Source organism: Chondromyces apiculatus DSM 436, from assembly GCF_000601485.1.
GTDB classification, from domain to species: Bacteria; Myxococcota_A; Polyangia; order Polyangiales; family Polyangiaceae; genus Chondromyces; species Chondromyces apiculatus.
Window position 1 is genome coordinate 1 of the sequence record NZ_ASRX01000124.1, and the last position, 18,245, is coordinate 18,245.

Consider the following 18,245-nt stretch of genomic DNA (forward strand, 5'->3'; position numbering starts at 1 on the left):
CGAGCTGGCCGTTGTGGTAGAGGCTCTGCTGGGCCTTGTCGTCGATGAGGACGATGTTGCCGACGGGATCGTAGGTGTAGCGCAGATCCTGCAGGACCACGCTGTCCGCGACGCGCATCGACTTGAGGCGGGTGAGGCGGAAGGTGAGCGGGTCGTAGGTGTACTCGGTGAGCACGTCGTTGCCGTAGGCGATGCGCTCACGCTGGGCCTTGGCACTGTAATCGATGTCGACGACGAAGGAGGTCCAAGTGGAGGCTCCGCGCAGCCGGACGTCGACGGCTTCGAGCAGGCCGGCTTCGTTGTACGTCGACCGGGTCTCGCTCTGGTCGGGCTTGGTGATGCTGATGGGCCGGTTGAGGGCGTCGTAAGCGACCGTGCTGGTGAAGGTCTCCGTCTCCAGGGTGGGAGCCGGCGTCGCAGCCCAGTCGAGCTGGTTCTGGTAGTCAATTGCCAGGGTGCGGGTGCTGCCAAGCGGGTTGCCCTTGAAGTCGAAGCCGGTGCTGGTGACGAGCCCGGCGCCGTCGTACTGCTGGTAGACCTTGCCGCGCAGGTTGAAGGACGCCGCATCGGAGACGCCATCGCCGTAGACGGTGCGCTCGGCGAGCACCTCCGGGTCGGTGCCCTGCTGCATCCACAGCTCGATCGGTCTCCGGAGCACGTCGTACGTGGTCCGGAGGGTATGGCCGCGGCTGTCCCATCCACGAAGCGGATTTCCGAGCACATCAGGGAGCATCCACCGGGTGCCGGCGTCGATGCTGTGCTGGTGGATCTTGCGGCCGGCCACGTCGAAGGTGTGGACCATGCACTCCTTGCCGCGGGCGTCTTTGATGACGCGCGGGTTGCCTTCGAGGTCGAGCGTAGTCGTGGTGAAGAGCTGGATGTCTTCTTCCAGTTCGGCGACGCTCACCACGGCGCACCCGAGCGGGTCGACCTGCACCACGGAGGGCGTGTCGTGGTGAGCTGCGGCCAGATCGGCGGCGCGCTGGTCGGCGAGGCTGGGGGTGGGGGTGGCGCCGGGCTGGCGGGCAGCGTACCAGAGGTTGCCGTCTTCGAGCACGGTGTCGTTGGCGTCCCAGGAGGTCTGCGACCAGGGCGTGAACCCGACGCGCGCGTAGGAGCCGTCGGGGAAGTCGGTGCGCACGAGCCGGCCCAGGGGGTCGTAGTGGAGGACCGGGGTCACGCCCCAGTGCACGAGCGCCTCGTCGTCCTCGTACTCGGACGTGCGGCTGAAGTAGGGCTCGTACTGCTTGATGGGGTTGCCCTTGTTGTCGACGATGGTGCGGCCGGTGCCGACCCAGCGCTGGAGCGCGATGGCCATCTGCAGGACGCCGCCGTCGAGCACGGGGTCGCCGTTGGCGTCGAGGACCGGGGCGAGGCCGGGCTCGGCCTGGACCTTGCGCATCAGCTCGCGGCCGGAGCCGTCGGAGTAGGTGTAGCTCTCCTGCCAGCGGGTGTTCGGGTCGCCGTGGGTCTCGCGGGCGCGGGCGTGGACGACGCTGGGCTTGCCGGCGTTCAGGTAGCGGAAGAGGTCGATCTCCAGGGTGGTGGTGGGGTCGTCGAGGGTGTCGCCGTCCTGGCTCCCCGCCTTGCCCATCACCGCGGTGGCGACCACCATGCCCAGCGCGTCGAGGCGCACGGCGGTGCGGTTGCCGTTGGGATCGGTGATCTCCACGGGGGACATCACCCGGTAGTCGTTGGTGACGACCACCTCGTTGCCGAGCGCGTCCTCGGTGCGCGTGACCAGCAGGTGGTGCGCGTCGTAGTCGACGGTGGTGGCGGTGCCCCAGGGGTCGAGGAACGAGGTGGGGAGGAAGAAGTGCGCGTCGTCGAAGAGCTGGCGCCCGGAGGGGATCCACCACCCGGGTGTGGCCGGGAGCTGGACGTACCCGCCTTCGCTCAGGAGCGCCGAGGAGACGCGCGGCTGGCCGTCGTTGAAGGTGTCGTCGATCAGGCCCTGGGTGAAGGCGAGCTGGTAGCTCTCGTAAGGGAGCGCGTGCAGGTCGACTTCGCCCAGGTCGAGGGGCGCCGGCAGGGCGGCGCTGTCCTGGTAGCGCACGCGCACGTCCTTGAGGAGGCGGCGTACGGGGGACGAGGTTTCCGGGGGTTCCGCGGGTTCCGCGGGGGGAGACCAGTCTTGGTAGGGTCGCGCGGCTGTCATGTGCGCCTCGGAAACGGCCGCGTCGATCTCCTCGAAGGTGTAGACGCCTGCAGCGGGCGCGGCGAGGCCGTGGAGCTCGTAGGTGCGCGTGGCGGTGGGGATGCCCAGGCGGTAGCCCTCGGCGGCCGCCGCGAGGTGGACGACCTCCACCTCGGTCAGGGTCACGTACAGCGCGCTCTGGGCTGCCTGCGCCGCCACCACACTCTGGCCCTGGCGCCTCGGGTAGGCCACCGCGACGCTCTGGCGCACGACGCCGTACTCATCGACCTGGAGCGTGAAGGCGTGCGTCACGCGCGGGTCCAGGTTGCCCCCGGAGCGGTGACGCTCGTAGTAGAGCGAGATCGCTTCCCGCGGCGAGACCAGGAAGACGGCCGGCGTCTTGCCCTGCGCAGGTTGCTCCCGGCGCACGGCGTGGCAGCTCTCCACCACCGTGTAGGGCGTGTCCTCCTCCGGCGAGCCATCGAGCGCGTAGACCTCCTGGCGCAGGGTCTGACCGCGCAGGGCCCGGCAGGCCTGGCGCATCTCGTCGGCGGTCAGGTCCGCCAGGTCCTCCGGCAGGATCGTGTCCGGCAGGCGGGGCTCGGCGTCGTTCGGCCCGTCCGAGAAGTATTCCTCCTCGTATTGCCGACTGATCGCGGGGCCCCCGCGCCACGCCCCCGTATGCAGCCACGTCTTCGTCAGCACCGGGGGTTGGGGTAGGAGGCCCTCGTTCGTCGCGGCCACCTCCGGGAACAGCCCCTTTCCCCGCGCCGCCGAGAACGCCTCGGTGTCGACCTGCTCGACCATGCCGAAGCCCCCGAACTCCCGCTCCTCCCCATCGTAGAAGCCGTGGTGGTAGCGGTACTCCGACACGAAGCGCACCCGGCTGAGACGGTCATACCGCTCGACGCGCTCGACCACGTGGATGGGAAACGGCAGCCTGGTCACCCACGGCCTCCCGGCGGCGCGATCCTGCAGGAAGAACTTGGTCGAGGGCGCATACTGAAGCCGCGTCTCGAGCCCCAGGTTGTTCTTGACCGACGTCAGCAGGTGCGGCTTCTTGCCACCCAGCAGGTTGACATAACGCAGCGGCGCGGCATCGAAGCCAGGCAAAGAGCTCGACCACACCAGGCACGCCGTGCCGGTGCCGAGCAGATCCAGCGTATGGATGCTGGAGTGAAAGCTATGGTCCGGCAACCGCGGCAGCTCGACGGCAGGACCGAACCCATTGCCCGCCTGATTCGGGTGAAGCCAGATCCCGTCCCCCCGGATGTAGAGCACATCCGTCGTCCCCGACCCGTCGACATCCGCCAGCCGCACCCGGCGCGGATCGAATTTGTCCGGATGGTCGAACCAGGGCGCGTCATGCATGACGACCTTCGCCCCGAAGCGCCCGTAGCCGAGGTTTGGCCAGTAGCACACGTTCCCGTTCGTGATCCGGACCAGATCACTCAGCCCATCGCCGCTCATGTCGGCCAGCAAGACCGTGTGCTGCCCGTTCGTGAACAGCAGCGCGGCCCCCCGCTCCCCATCCCGAGGCGCAGTGAGCGTCACCGGCGGCTCGAACCCACCTTTGGCCCGCGAGGGATACCAGAGCAGCGTGCTCCCACGCGCGATGAGGGCGTCCTCGGCGCCATCGCCGTTGAGATCGACGAACTGCAGGTTGGGGTCGGACCAGTCGAGGATGGGCTGGCCTGGAAAGGGTTGAAACGGCGCCCAGGACCCGTCCTCGGTGCGGTCGAAGTACCCCGCCACGGGCCGCTCGAAGAAGACCATCTCCTTCTGCCCATCCGCATCGAGATCCATCACCTGCAAGCCGCTGGAGGCCAGCGAGGGCTTCGAGGGCAGCACATGCGCCGGAGCGAGATGCCCACCGCCCAGGTTGCGCTTGTAAAACAGCGCGCCAGCTTGTCTCACCAGCAAGCCCGGGAGGCCCTCACCGTCGAGGTCCACCCACTGCGTCGAGCCCTGGAGCGCCCCGGCGAGATCGCGCGTGCTCTCCCTGTCGAGGAAGCGAATGGAGGTATCGAGTTCGGGCTTCGAGTAGCCAAACTCCACCGGAGGAAACGACTTCTTCTGGTAGGCGACCTCCCCGGGAGCGCGGATGTAGCCTGAGTGCGTGACCGCCGTGAGCTTGGTGAGCGCCGGGTCGTCGTCGTAGGTGAAGTCCGTCGAGCGCACCAGGCAGGGCGTGGAGCCCAGCTCCGCCATGTGGTGAAACATCAGCACCCGCCGGCAGAGGCGCCCAGTGCGCACCTCGAACCCTGCACGGTACGACGAGAACGGGTCCGGCCGCCGCGCCCAGGGCCGGATCTCCTCGGGCGTCGGGACGGCTTCGTCGTGCTCCCCGTAGTCGAAGACGACCTCGAACAGCATCGTCGCCGTATCGCCTGGCGTGACGTTGCCATAGCAGATGCGCTTGAGGTGCCGGTTTGCCTCCGGGGAGAGGCCTTCATGGCGATGCGCTTCGTACGTCGACGCCCGCGACGCCCCCGTGAGATCCTCCTGCTTGTACGCGTAAGTCATCACATTGCCCCGGTCGTCGCGCGTCTCCTCCAGGAGCCACGAGAAGATCCTTGCCGGGGTCTTCGGATCGGCGATGCATGCCCCGTCCGACCGACCATAGAAGCTCGTGACGTTGTCGCGCGTCGTGACCTTCCAGTACGTGCGACCGCTGGGCGATTGGGTTCGCCGCTCGATACGCGCGAACAGCCCCTCGGTCCGTGGGCGATAACGCAGCACGAGCTCGTCCCCATCGACCGTGGGCGTGAGCGCGCCACTGGCGTCAGGAACGGGCACGAGATCCTCGGCACCGGAGAGAACGAACGTGTCCGACTCCTGCGTATCCTCGTAGCGAGGGAGGCCCTTGTCGGTCTTGCGCGTGATCCGAGGAACGGACAGGTTCCAGCCGGCACCGAACAGGCCATTTCCGGTGCTGGAGTCGTAGGACAGAGCGATGTCCGGCTGCACGCCGCCGCGACCTGGGCTGATGGCGATGGGCACGGACAGCGCGCCTGCGCCCGTCGCTGGGCTGACGGTGAACTTCTCACCAATGCCACGGATGGCGCCCCCCCCTTTCGGCAGAGACGGTGAGGGAGGCGCGACCGGAGCCATCGCGCGCGGCGAGGGCCTGGCGCCTTCGCTGCCTCCGCTTGCAGTGCCGGAGGCCGCGCTGGGTGCAGGTTGGACCTGCGCATCATCCTTGAAGCTTCGAGAGTTCATGGGGATTGCCTCTCAGCTCGCGGTGTAATGGACGATGACGACGACATCCTGAAGCTCGTCCGCAAGGGATGTCGCCGTTGCAGGCTGCGTCAGGGGGAGCGCGGACAGGGTCCACGCGGAGGGAACCGAAGCCGAGCACCCTCGGGTATCCATGGTGATGCCCGTGCCTCCAGCAGGAAGCTCCAGCGCTCCAGGGGGCATGCCCCCGAGAAGGAGTTCGAGGCTGAACGTCGCCGTCTTCTGGGGCTTGAGCACCCGATACAGGTCGACGCGGTGGATGCTCAGCGTCTTGCCCCGAAGCGGATGGGGGAACTGCTCGTGGTCGAGGCCGAACTCGAGCTGCAAGGGCCCCGCAGGGTCGAGAAAGGCCTGCCAGGCGCGCGGGTGGTCATGCCGGAGGCTGACCAGCTTCGCGAGCGGGTCATGAGCCGTCGTCTTCCGCCAGGCTCCGAGTGCTCCTCGTGCTGCGGGGGCAAGCGCATCACCGCCGTCGCGTGCCGTGTAACGGACGTGGATGATGACATCGGACAGGGAGGAGACATCGAAAGCCTGGCAGTCGTGCGGCAAGTCCAGGCGCCATTTCGAGACAGCGCCTGCCCCCTCGAAGGGAAGGTAGCGCTCGTCCCGGAAGTTGACCTCGAAGAGCCCGCTGTCGTTCTGGGCGTGGCTGGTGGCAATCGACGTGACCGGCGTATACCTGTCCTTTACATGGTCAGGGTTCTGGGCCAGGTAGCCGTCCGCGTCCACACTACCGATGACGGATCGCACCTTGCTCGACTCGAGGGTGAGCGTGCAGTTGACGCTATCGTAGGGCCCCACGATGCACGGCAGCGTGAGGCTGATGTTCTTCAGACGGCGCAGGTAATGCCCTGGGAAGTCCATGTCGAAGAGCTGCTCCGGCAGGGTGATGGTGCAGATGCCCTCTGTCTTCAGCTCCATGAGCGCGGCCGGGTCATGCTGCAGCAGCGAGATCTGCTTGGTCAGCTCCAGCTCCCGCCTGTCATGCTCGAGATGGGCCATCTCCAGCCGCTTGAGGTCGAAGCCGAGCGCCTCCCCCGCGAGGAGCCCCCTGCGCAGGCTGTCCCAGTGACCGAACTTGATGTAGGAGGAGGCGCCGGAGGGCTCCAGACCCCGCTCGAACCAGAATGCCCGTTCGGCCCGCTTTGCGAGCGCATAAGCGAGCTGGAACGACTGGAAGTAAAGGGTCGCGAGCTGTGACGACATCCAGTCGTAGAGCTCTCGATTGGTGAATTTGTCGCGGAGGTAGTCCGCGACCTCTCGGGACTGCTCCGCTTGAATGTCGTGGTTGTCGAGCTCCTTCTCGACGATGGCCAGCCGGATCTCCGTGGCCGCGATCTGCCTGTCGATCTGCTGCAGCTCACGGCCCGTGACCCTCTCCTGAAGCTTCCAGTCGTCCCAGCGCCGCTGGTAGGCGCCCACCGTCGCGCTCATCGCGGCACTGTCGCGCAGCAGGGCCACGCCGATGTTCGCGGCCTTTGCGCCCGCCTCGGAAGAGTTCCCGAGTTTGTCACCATCCACCGTGGTCGCGACCGTGACGGGAGAGGCCATCGCGCCAGCGCCACCTGTCGTCACGGTCGGAACCGCGTAGAGGCCGGCAGTACCGGACAGGGTTGCCTGCACGATGGCCTGGCTGACAGCCGCCGCCCCGCTCATGGTGAGGTGCGCGTTCTCCCAGGTATTGATCCGCGCCACATCGCGGTGGAACTGGTGCCGCATCGTCGCCGCCTCGTGCGCCTTGCGCAGCGCGAGCAGCGACTCTTGCGCCTCCGCCACCTGGCGTTGCTTCACCTGGCGCATGGCGTCGAGGAGCCGGAGCTCGTGGCTGGAGCGCAGCAACGAGAGGGCCTCCACGTCACGCTTCTCGCGCGCCGCCAGGAGGGCCTGACCCAGCGACTTCACCTCCGCGACCAGCTCGTTGGCCTTCTGAAGAAGCAGCTGGAAGCGATGCAGCGGCGCAGGAGCGTTGAGGTCCTGGAGCACCGTCGACAGATCGACCCCCGCCGCAGCAGCGCGCACGAGCAGGGCCGGGTCGATGGGCGGCTCGAACAGGGGGAGCTGCCGCACGACCCCCTCGATGTTCATGCAATGACGGAGCTTGAACAGCCGATCCGCCACCCTGTCCCAGTAGCCGAGGAGCACATCGTTCGGCGGGATGCAGAAATAGAGCACGCTGGGCATGACGAACGGTTCGGCCTGATCGTCCTCGCCCACGCCGGTGGAGCCCGTCCCCGGAGGAGCCCATCCCTCGACCTCCACGAGGGCATTGGACATGTCATCGAGCAGCGGCTCGAGTTCGCGGTACGTCTTGGGCGCGGCTTCTGCGCGCTTCGGAATCGCCTGGGGTCGCGGCCCCAGGATCTCGGCCGCCAGCAGATAGAGCTGCATCGCCTGGGTGGTCGACTCGACGGTATCCTGCTGGAACAGATGGTCTGCCCAGCGGATCAGGTTGTCGATGTACTTCATGACGACCGTCTTCTGGTAGGCCAGAGGACGCAGACGCGCGATGTGGTGGGGGTTGAACGGGTCGCGCCGCCAGGCTTCGATCTGAAGCGAGAGCGACTCCACCTCGCCGGCGAGAAGCTCGTCGATGGCGGCGAGATCCACGTTCTCGAAGAACGGGCGCACCTTCCAGAAGCGCTGCGGAGCCGGCGCCGTCGAGCCCGTGGTCGGATCGAAGATGGTGTGGAACCATCGCTGCGCCTCCTCGAAGCGCAGGTTCTTGCTCAGCCGATCCGCGATGAGCAAGGGCGCGTGGAAGAACAGCTCCCAGTTGTAGAGGCTCATCGCGCCCGTGAGCGAGAAGTCCACGTCCTCCAGCGGGTAGGGCATGGCGACGGCATCGGTGGGCTGGTAGCGCTCCGCGAAGTCCTCCTTCCTGGCGAGCTGCAGCGGCGAGGATTGCTTCGACCAGTCGAGGAGCCCCTCGAGGCCATAGCGATTGGTCTGCTTGATGAAGCTGCATACGTACGGGTGATAGAAGGGCTCGAACTTGAAGCGCTGCTTCAGCGTGGTGGCCGGGAGATGAAGAACCGTGGGGGTGGACGTTGCCCACCTCCTCAGGATCTGCGCGCTCTGGGAGGAGGCGCTGAAAGCTGCTTCGAGGCCCCTGCCAGGTTCGCCCTGGGGGAGCGGGCCGACCTCGGGCTCTTCGAGACGGAACGTGTCGTCGTCCCAGAGGAAGGGGACCATGTCGAGGCTGGCTTCGCTCTTGAAGACCCAGCGGTTGACCTTCTCCTTCTTCGGTGTGACCAGGAAGCTCCGCCGGTCGTCCTCGTAGAAGAAGACATCCTGGGACAGGAAGTCCTCGTAGCTGTTGGGAAAGAGGATCCTGAAGATGCCAGGCGTCGCGTTCAACACGGCGATCTGCTCACCGTCCTCCCCGAGGTTCTTCTGCGTTCCGGGCTCAAGTCGACCGGCGAGCACGTGGAGCCGTTGATCGTTCCGGTAACCCTCCTGGACGATGGCCATCCCGTCCCGCGTCGCGTGACCAGGCTGCCGAACGCGGAGCGACATCGTTGACGTGGGACCCTGGAGCGCCCAGCGCCCCCGACAATCCGAGAGCACGAACTGGCCGAGTCGTCTGCTCATGGCCAGGGTCGGGCTCGCCTCGTTGTCGATGGCCTTGCGCAGGCACTCGATGACGAGCTGGGGTGGACTGCCGCCGAAGAGCTGGAGCGGGCTGTAAGCCCGGAAGTAGAAGTGCTCCTCCGGGAAGAGCTCCTCGAGCATTCCGAGCGACATCCTGACGGCTGGCGCATCCACCCACCGCTGTGCCGTCCATTTCCCGTTCTGGTACTCGGACCAGGCGAGCTTGATGAGCAGGTCGAGCTGGGGAGGCCTGCCCGGCGTATCCATGCTGCCCATGCTGGCGTCCTGGTTTGCGCTCGGCTTCTTCTCCAGGGTGGCCCAGAAGAGCAGCAACCGGCGCTCGTAGACGACGGGGATCAGGTGATTGCTCTGGATGTCGAGCTCGATCTTCTCCCACGGCGACCAGGTCTCATCGCCCGCGCGGCGGCGGTAGAAATGCACGTGCGGCGTGCTGGGCGTGCGCGCGAAGACATGAAGGACATCCAGCGCATTCTTGCCGCTCCCTTCCCTCTGCCGGACCATGCCGGTGACCTTGAGCCGCGCGACCTGGTCGAGCTTCACCAGGTACGCGGAGAAGGCCTTCTCGGCGCTGACCTCGTCGAGATCGCTCTGGAGCAGCTCGTTGTCGAGGGCCTCGAAGAACGGCGTCTTGTCGTCCCGGAGCTCGGGCTCGATCCAGTTCTCCGGACAGAGGAAGACCTTGCGGTTGGCCTCCCACACCCGATAGTTCCGCATCCACGTCCATTCACGCGCCGCTTCCTCGTCGAGCGTCACGTGCGCCTCCAGGTTGAGGAAGCAACGCTGCACGAAGGTCTGCACGGAGCTGATGGCCTGACCGATGCGCGAAGTGAGCTGGCAAGGGCTCATCTCGACGTCGACCAGCAGCTCGGCAAAGAGGCGGCTTTGGTCGGCGTAGCCATGCTTCCAGAGGAGATACCCCACGAGCGCGTCCCTCTGCCGTTCACGCAGCACGTCACGCAGCGGTCGCGCGAGGGTGTCCCAGCGGGCTTCGTCGTACTTCGCCTTGACCGCGTTGCGCACCTCGAGCGCAGTCGCGCGGGCCGCTTCCAGCGTCGTCTCCGCGTCCACCCAGCCCACGGCCGTCTCGGCGGTGACACCGAGACGCCGGAGGCCCCCACAGGCGGTCTCCATCCGCAGCAGGCGCTCGCCGAGGGTCAGGTCTGCAAACCTCGCAGACAGGGACGCCACATCCGGCAGAGACCAGCCCGTGCAGGTGGCGATCGCGGCGATCAGCTCGGGTGATTGAGCGGCGCTGCCTCCCGCCCCTGGCCCCCCCTCCCCCTGCGAGAGCGCCGCCTCCATCCGGAAGAGGTCGGCCAGCGCGCCTTTGCCAGCCGGCAGGGTGTCGCGCAGGCGCACCAGCCGCGCCAGCGTGAGCCACGCGCGGAAGAGGGTCTCGCTCGCGGGCGTGTACGCGCCTGGGAGCCCGTCGAGGGGAAGGAGCGGCGTGCCCTGCTCGGGGGCGACCATCCAGCGCAGCTCCTCCAGGGAGATCTTCCACGGAGTGACCAGCGAGGCGACCTTCTCCAGGCGCAGGAAGGCGAGACGGGCCTCTGCTCTGGAGGGGACCGTCTCCCCATCCAGCCCGTGGAGAAACATGGAGAGTACAGGCCGCGTGCTGCTCGCGGGAGCCCGGAGGACCTTCACAGACAGGTACTCCGCCGTGGCCATGTCCACCTTGAGCGCACCTCCGAGCCGCTCCAGCACCAGGGCCCGCGCCCTGGGGAGAGGAGAAGGCTCATCGCTGGACGGCACGAGATCCTTCTGGAGCTGTTCGAGGCGAGCCTCCAGATCGTCGAGGAACAGGTCCACCGCAGCGAGGGGTGAGGCCGTGCCGGTCGCCGCCGGGGTGCCGTGGCGCAGGAACTCATCGAGCTGCGCGACCCCGACGCGCGACGCCGCGACCTCCCGCACGGCCGCGACGAAGCGGCGCGTCTGCCAGGGCGTCGACGCCTGCAGCACATCGAGGTGCGAGAACTCACGCAGCACGAGCAGATCCGTCAGTGGCAAGTTCAGCGCGCGCGCGATGGAGACGGCGCGGAAGAGTCTGGAGAGGTCGTCGAGACCGAGCTGCGTCGTCGCGACGAGGGGTGAGAGGTGGAGCGCCGCGGCCACGTCGCTCCTGGTGAGAAGGTCGAGCTCGGCCTGCGAGCACTGCAGCGCGGAGAGCAGCGCGGGCGTGTGCTCGGCGAGCCCCACCGGAGCCGCGAGGTCCGTCGCCTCGCTGTTCAAACCGAAGGCCGCATCGACAGGATTGGTGACCGCCTTGTTGAGGAACAGGCCCTCGTAGAGAGGGCGCTCCTCGGGGATCGGCGTGCGCGTCTGGATCCTCCCCCACCAGGAGAGCAGCTCCAGGACCGGCACCTGCACCTCCTCCCGCAGGCGGACCACGTCCGCGAGGTGGACCAGGAGCTGGGCATCCATGCTCCCTCCGAACGTGGAGAGCGCCTGATCGACCTCGGCGACCGTCCAGCCGAGGGCCCGCTGCAGCCGGGTGAACCGGTGGAGCCTGTCCAGCGCCACGGCGTCGAGCGCGGGGATGCGCAGCTCGGCCAGCTTGCAGGTGAGCGGGTCCGCGCCCGGAGCCGCCTCGATGGTGAGGGCCTTGGGAAGCGGATCCACAAAGTCGGTGGCGAGCACCGCGCTGAGCGCGTCGTAGCTCAAGCCCGACCGCTGCATCAGGATCGCGACGTGCTTGAGGACGGCCACCCAGGTCCCCTGGATCGGACTTGCGCTCGCGCCGGTCGGGTCCTCGAGCGCGTTCCCCGTCTCCAGGAGCCCCCAGTGCGTCCACCAAGGCATGGGAGACGTGCCCGTCAGGAGCTGAGCCTCGGCCTCCGACAACCTCAGGCGCTCGAGCGTCAGCGCCCACGAGGGCGGCGTAATCGGCCTTCCCTCCTCGCTCCGGTCGAGCACCTCCATCAGCCGCGCCCGCGGGACGCCCAGGTGATCGAGGTAGATGCGCGCCTCCTCCAGGCCCATGTTGAAAGGCAGCCTCCAGGGGTAGGGGCTCTCGGCGAGGAGCTGGTAAGCCTTGTCCTGGACCACCTGCTTGGCAGGAGCCAGAGGCTGCGGCTGAGACGCGAGCTGCGCCGCCGTCCCCTCGGTGGCGATGTGCTCGGGGAACGCGACCGCCGGCGTGAGCGCAGTGTTGGCCACCGCGTACTCCAGGATCTCGTTCACCAGGTCCACGTAGGGCAGCGGCGTGTCCGTGTTCTTGCAGGTCAGCTCGATGCTGGCGAGGTCGGGCCGCCGCACCAGCAGGACATCGCGCGCCGACTGGCTCGCGGTGAACTGCACGTTCTGCTGCGTGAAGATGCTGAAGTGGGTCCAGGTGGCCGCAGACTGCTGCTCGACGAGCTGCCGGTGGAGGAATTGCAGCAAGTCGACCAGATACGCCGCCGGCCCGTACACGGAGCGGCAGTGGCCACAGGCGCAGAAGTCGAGGGAGCCGAAGAGCGACGGCCAGCTCGCGACCTGCCCTGCGCTCGGCGGCGCAGGCGTGGGCAGGACATGCGCCGGCACCGTGTTGAACGCCGCGTGGTAACGCGCCGCGATCGCGTGCGAGGAGGCGGTGACCTGGCGCGCAGCGCTGAAGATCGCGTCGATGCGCCCCGGCGTCAGCTCGCTCCCCAGGAGCTGCCTCAGGCGGGCGCGTCCCAGCCGGACCACGCTCTGGGCCGAGTCCAGCCCCTTCTCCACGAGGGCGCTGATCTCCGCCGTCGCGTGGGTCAGCTTGTGGAGCCGCTCGAAGCCTTTGAGCTGCGCGACGGTGACGGTCGGGCTGCCCACGCCCGTGAGGATCTCCGGATGCGCCTCCAGGTAGTCGGCGATGCGCACCTGACCCAGCTCAAGCTCGGGGGTGCGGCTCAGGATCTCGAGGGCGTCCGAGAGCACCGGCGGGGCCGCGCCCAGGCGCCCCGCGATCGCCGCGCCAGGAAACGCAACCTCCAGGCTCTGGGCGAGCACGGAAGCATAGTTGCCGAGGCGCTCGTCCTCCGTGGCCCCTGGCACCCCGGCGGGCGCGCCGATGGGGGGACCTTTCGTGTCGTCCTTGAGGAGGGCGATCCAGTCACCCTCATCGAGCTTGGCCAGCTCGCGCAGGGACTGGAACGTCGACGCCTCCAGGTCGGCTTCCAGCCTCTTGAAGAGCGGCAGGTGGTGGCGCACCAGCGCCCCGAGCTGGAACGCCCGCTGCAGCTTGGAGATCTGGCCCTCCGAAAACTCCTGCCCGTCGCCCAGCGCGCTCCAGAGCGCCGAGATGCGCCCCTCGTGCATGACGTAGCGCCGCAGAAAGCGCTGCTGATCGCCCGCGTCCGGCAGCGCCGTGGCCAGCAGATCGCCAACCGTGCCAGCGCCCGGGGTCCTGACCTCGAGCGCAACCCCGGCGGCAAGCTCGGCGAGTTCATCGACGACCTCGTCGATGGCCACCCCGCTCAGCGCAGCAATGACGCTCTCCTTCACCGCCCAGGTGAGCGCTCGCCGGTGGCCCCCCCGGCCCGCCAGGACCAGGCGCGACCACTCCTCGGGCAACCCCCAGCGCAGCAGACCGTAATAGCCCGCCGGCGAGACCCGGTTCCCCTCGGCCATGCGGTGCGCGAGGGCGAAGAGGCGGACACGCTCGCGGTCGATGCCGGCGCTGCACGCGATCAGATCCACGTCACTCTCCGAGAGATCGCCGGGCAGGACCCCTCCACGCAGGGGGTCCACCGCGGCTACGACCTGCTCGAATTCCGAGACGACCTGGGTGACTTCGGTCGCGGAGAGATCGACGGCAGCCCTCGGAGGTGCCTGGCAGACGAAACGCGACGCCAGCTCCTTTCCTGTGGCGTTGTCGACGGCGCGAATCACGAGGTCTGGGCGCCGTTTCTGCGCGCGTCCGAGCTGGTCGACGTCATAGGCGATCCGGTAGCGCCCCTGGGAGTCCGTCGTGCCCTCGCCGAGCACCTTCTCCGGCAGACCGACGTTGCGATCCTTGGCGCTGATTCGCTTGCCTGGCAGTGCCCTGCCATTGGCATCGGTGAGCCGCCCCCTCACACTCCAGAACGCTGGCCTCTCCGTTCCCGGGGGTGCGCTGCGATCGACGGGGATGCACAGGGACGTCACAGGCTCGCGCACGCGCCACTGGAGCGTGGTCGCGGTGTCGAGCAACAGCCGCTGCTCGCTGAAGATCCTGAAGGAGAGCGCCGCCGGCCCCGCGCCGACGACCTGCGCGAGCGTCGCCTGCGGAACCTCGAAGCCAAAGTAACCATCCGGATCGGTCGTGGCCGCCGCGACGAACTCGTCGTGGCTCAACCCCCGGATCCAGCCTTCCACGGCGAGCCCGGCGATACCTTCCGAAGTGCTGGAGTCGACAATGCGTGCGTGAAGAGTGAACGTCTGCTCGGTGAGATCTTTGTTCATGGCAATGATGGCCCTCGAAGGGGAGCGTGGATTGGTAACGTCATGACGAACGGGTAAAGCACGAGCGCAGCCAGAGGCGAGCCGACGCGCCTCGCATCCTCTCGTGCTCCACGAAAGGGTGTGGCACCGCGGACGCGGACTCTCCAGTGCGCGTGCTGGCGCTGGCTTGCCATCGACGAGATTGACAACATCCCTCCTGCAATGGGGGATTACGTGGAACGACAACGACAGCGAAGCCCCGAGCCGACGGTGCTAAGCCGTCACGCAGGGCCGCTGGGTGCTTGCAGTCTGTCTTATGGTTTCGTCTCTGGTCAATCCAATTTTGCGTCCCCATGCCCCGGGGGTCGGGTGTCATCCCAGAGATACACTCCGCTCTCTGATGCGCAAAACCCGCGGGATCACGACATCTGAGGTTCGGATCTGTGAGAAATGTTACGTTACTTCAACCCATAACAAATTGTTAAGACGCTCGAGCGCGCTTCGGACTTCTGGGGGTGAGTGAGTGTAGTCGCTGCCCGCGCCCAGGGATTCGTATGAAAAGCTACGTTATTTCAACCGATAACAGCGCGTAAGAAAGCTCACGTCTGAGCGCAACCCCCGGTGCTGTGTGGGGCAAGGTGGCTTGCCGCTTGAGCACCATCCCTCCGCTCGACGCCACGGCGCTCGATTGGCACAAGGTCCCCCTGTCACACCTCTTCGGAGCGACGCGTGCCCTGGGGGCATCTTTTTTTGGACCGTGGCACCTGGCGCGGAGGCGGTCGCGACGGCAAGGCTCGCCGATGCCCTGGCGCCTCAGGCCTCAGCGCCAATGCTAGCTCCAGCAGCCATCACCAGCGTGAACCGCAGCGGCCCTATGTCCGCCTGGTCGTGTCCTTACTGCCAGAAGCCCCTACTCCATCGATCCCATAGCCCCTTTCGGGACCGGGGCAGCACAGCACGGGGAGGGGAATCCCCTTGAACGAGGCAGCGCCTCCGCCCTGCGCCGAGGGGATCCTTGTCAACAGCAAGCAGGTTAAAAGTGCCCCCGCGAGACCCCTCCGCTCGACAACGCCTCGTCGTCCTTGCTGCCCGCAGAGGTCAGCCACGACCCGGGGCTCCCCAGAAAACCGGCGAGGGAGCCGCACAAGGCCCCCCGTCCGGGTGGAGAGCACTCCGCGGAGGACCCCATCCCGCAGCAACGCCTTGCAGAGCTGTGCGGCTCGGCTCAGGTCCCCGGCGTCGGCCTCGTGGATCGCCTTCTCAAGGTCGGCGAGGTACCAGCGCGTGATGGTGGGCGGCGGCGGCGGTCGGCGCCACCAGCGGGACCACAGGCTCTCCTCGTCATCCTCGTCGGCGTTCCTAGGGGCCTGCGCGGCTGTCTGGGCGCGCTTCTGGGCCTCGCCCTGGGCTTGGGCGGCCTCGACCCCCAGCAGGGCCATGAGGGCAGCTCGTAGGCTCATCGCCAGCCTCCCAGCCCGCCGATGGAGGCGTAGGCGTCGAAGCCGCTCCCGCCGTAGGCGTCGAAGGCGTGGGCGCGGTCGTCCTCCCGGGAGAAGTCCTCGTCCTCCGCAGGAGGCTGGAAGACCAAGGGCTCCCAGGCGCAGAGGGCGAGGGCATCGGCGCGGTCCGGCGAGCGCTTGAGCCGCTTACGCAGCTCGTCTTTCGACTCCACCTTGCGGCGCTGGCGGAGGTCAAACTCGAACCTCGGAGCAACGAGCTCGGCCGCGAGCTTGGCATCCTCGGGGATGGCCCCGCCGTCCTTGAGCCAATCCCGGAGCGCAAACCAGAGCTGGTCACGGAGCAGAGGGAACTCGCCCGGGAGCCGAGAGCGCTCCGCCACGTTGACCGGGATGACCTCGATCTCCTCCTGGTAGGCGTGGAGGTGACCCACCACCCGGATCCCGATCCCGCCACAGGCATCCACCTTGACCGCGGCCTTCTGCTCCCGCGGTGAGCGATGCCGCCGCACGACCTGCACCACCTGGGCGGCGAGGGTCTGCTCATCGAGCCCATGCCACGCCACCACCTCCAGCGCCTTACAGCCGCGGCGGGGTATGGCTACCGAATCGTCATCCCCAAAGCGCGCCACGTCGACGCCCACATGGAGGCGCCCCTCGGCGGCCACCTCGTGCCAGCGCTCCTCGGCCTCATCAACGAGGTAGAGGGGGATCACCGTGCTCGCGTCCTGGCGCGCGAAGTTGCCCCGCACCCGGACTTGGAAGAGCGCCGACTCCTCGCCCCACTCCTGCCGCTTCTCCTCCACCCATTCGCGCGTCGCGAGGCCCGGAATCACCGCCCGACCCTCACGGACGTTCGGGGACTCCTCGCTCGAAATCGTGAACGTCCGGTAAAACTCGCGCTTGTCGCTGTGCGACCGGAAGAACTCCCCCTCCACCCGTGTCGGGTTGCCGAGCATCAGCACCCGCGCGCCGCCGGCCCGGTTGCCCTCGACCGCCTCGTAGATGGCGTCGGGGATCCCGCTCGCCTCATCGAGGATGTAGAGAAGGTTGCGGCCCGAGATTCCGGCCACCGCTTCCGCTTCCTTCGCCGTGAAGCCCACCACCTCCCGAAAGTCCGCGGACCTGAAGCCGGTCCGCGCGAGTTCGTGCAGGTGGCCGTCGATCGGGTGCCGCGCTCGAGCGTGGAGCATCCGCAGCTCCCGCCACAGAATCTGGTTCACCTGCCGGTCCGTGACCGACGACATGATCACCCGGGCGTCGAGGAAGCTGCAGTAGAACCAGAGCGCAGCACCGGCCCCGAGGCTGCTCTTGCCCACCTTGTGCCCGCTCTTGACCGACACCCGCGCTCGCTCGGGGACGAGCGCTTCCAGCACCTCGTCCTGCTTGTGCCAGGGCTCGACCCCGAGCACCTCGCGAAAGAAGCGCCCCGGCGCGGCCTGATACCGCTCCGAGGGCCACGCGATGCGCTGAGACGCCGCCGAGGCAGCGAGGATCGCCGCCGAGAGTGTTCCGGCCATGGTGACCCGGGGACGCCGTGCCCGCTTTGCCACGCGCTCCGCGATGGGCTTCGTCATCGCGCCCCCTCGCTGAGGAGGGCTGCGGCGACAGCAGCCCCCAGCAGGCCCCGAAGCAAGGAAACCTGCCACTCCTCCCCGAGCGCCGCGGAAACCGCGGCGCTCGCCAGGGCGGCGGCTCCAGCCCAGCAGAGGAGGGCGCGACAGGGCGACCCGCTCACGCCGCCTCCAGCTCTGCGAGCGCCTTGGACACGGCTGCCGCTGCCTCGGGGAAGGAGGCGAGGGCTCCGGCGATCGCTCCCTCGATCCGCTTCCAACGCGGCGAGTCCACGATCGTCACCTCGGCCGTGGGCCCGATCTCCCCCGTGAGCCGGCCGAGCAGTTCAAGGACCTGCTTCGCCGCCACGATGAGCGCCGCGCGCTCCCGCCAGGAGATGTTCTCGTCGGAGTCGGCCCGCTCGATCAGGGTCTCGACCTTCTCGACCAGCGCCTCACACCGCCCCCGGACGTTAGCTACCGCCCTGAGTTCCGGCTTGCCCCCTCCCTCATCCTCGCTCGGAGGGCGCTTTGCGGGGGGCTCTTGATGCTCAGGTCTCCCCGCTTCCCCAGCCTTATGGGTTGCGTGCCCACGGAGCGCGCTCTTGGTGACGTTGAAACGCTGGGCAATGACGAGTGCGTCGACCCCTCCCGCCTGTGCTGTTTCAATCTCAGCACGGCGTTTGTGTCGGCAGATGATGCACTGCCTCGTTCCCACCAGAGCGGCGCCCATGAATGCAGCAAAGCACGGGGGTCTATGCCAGGTGTGATAGACTGACCGCTAATCACCACAACACGAAGGAGCGCGTCTGAGGTTCGCGGGCCATGGTACCAGACTCGACTTGGGCGCCCAATCCAGGCGTC

General features: G+C 67.8%; 4 protein-coding genes. All 4 read right to left on the reverse strand.

Annotation, left to right across the window (positions count from 1 at the left end):
- Positions 1 to 5,359, reverse strand: a 5,359-nt coding sequence (locus tag CAP_RS42095; RefSeq protein ID WP_156041651.1) for a SpvB/TcaC N-terminal domain-containing protein, incomplete at its 3' end; no start/stop codon positions are given.
- A 12-nt stretch (positions 5,360 to 5,371) separates the two neighbouring features.
- Entirely contained in the window at positions 5,372 to 14,392 is a 9,021-nt protein-coding gene (locus tag CAP_RS42100; RefSeq protein WP_044251997.1) for a Tc toxin subunit A-related protein, read from the reverse strand.
- Positions 14,393 to 15,827: 1,435 nt separating this feature from the next.
- A complete protein-coding gene (locus CAP_RS42110; RefSeq protein WP_044252003.1) occupies positions 15,828 to 17,405 on the reverse strand; it encodes a hypothetical protein in 1,578 nt (525 codons plus the stop codon).
- Positions 17,406 to 17,562: 157 nt separating this feature from the next.
- Positions 17,563 to 18,114 (reverse strand): hypothetical protein, encoded by a 552-nt coding sequence (locus tag CAP_RS42115; protein ID WP_044252006.1) that lies wholly within the window; start codon positions 18,112 to 18,114, stop codon positions 17,563 to 17,565.
- Between the last annotated feature and the right edge of the window lie 131 nt (positions 18,115 to 18,245).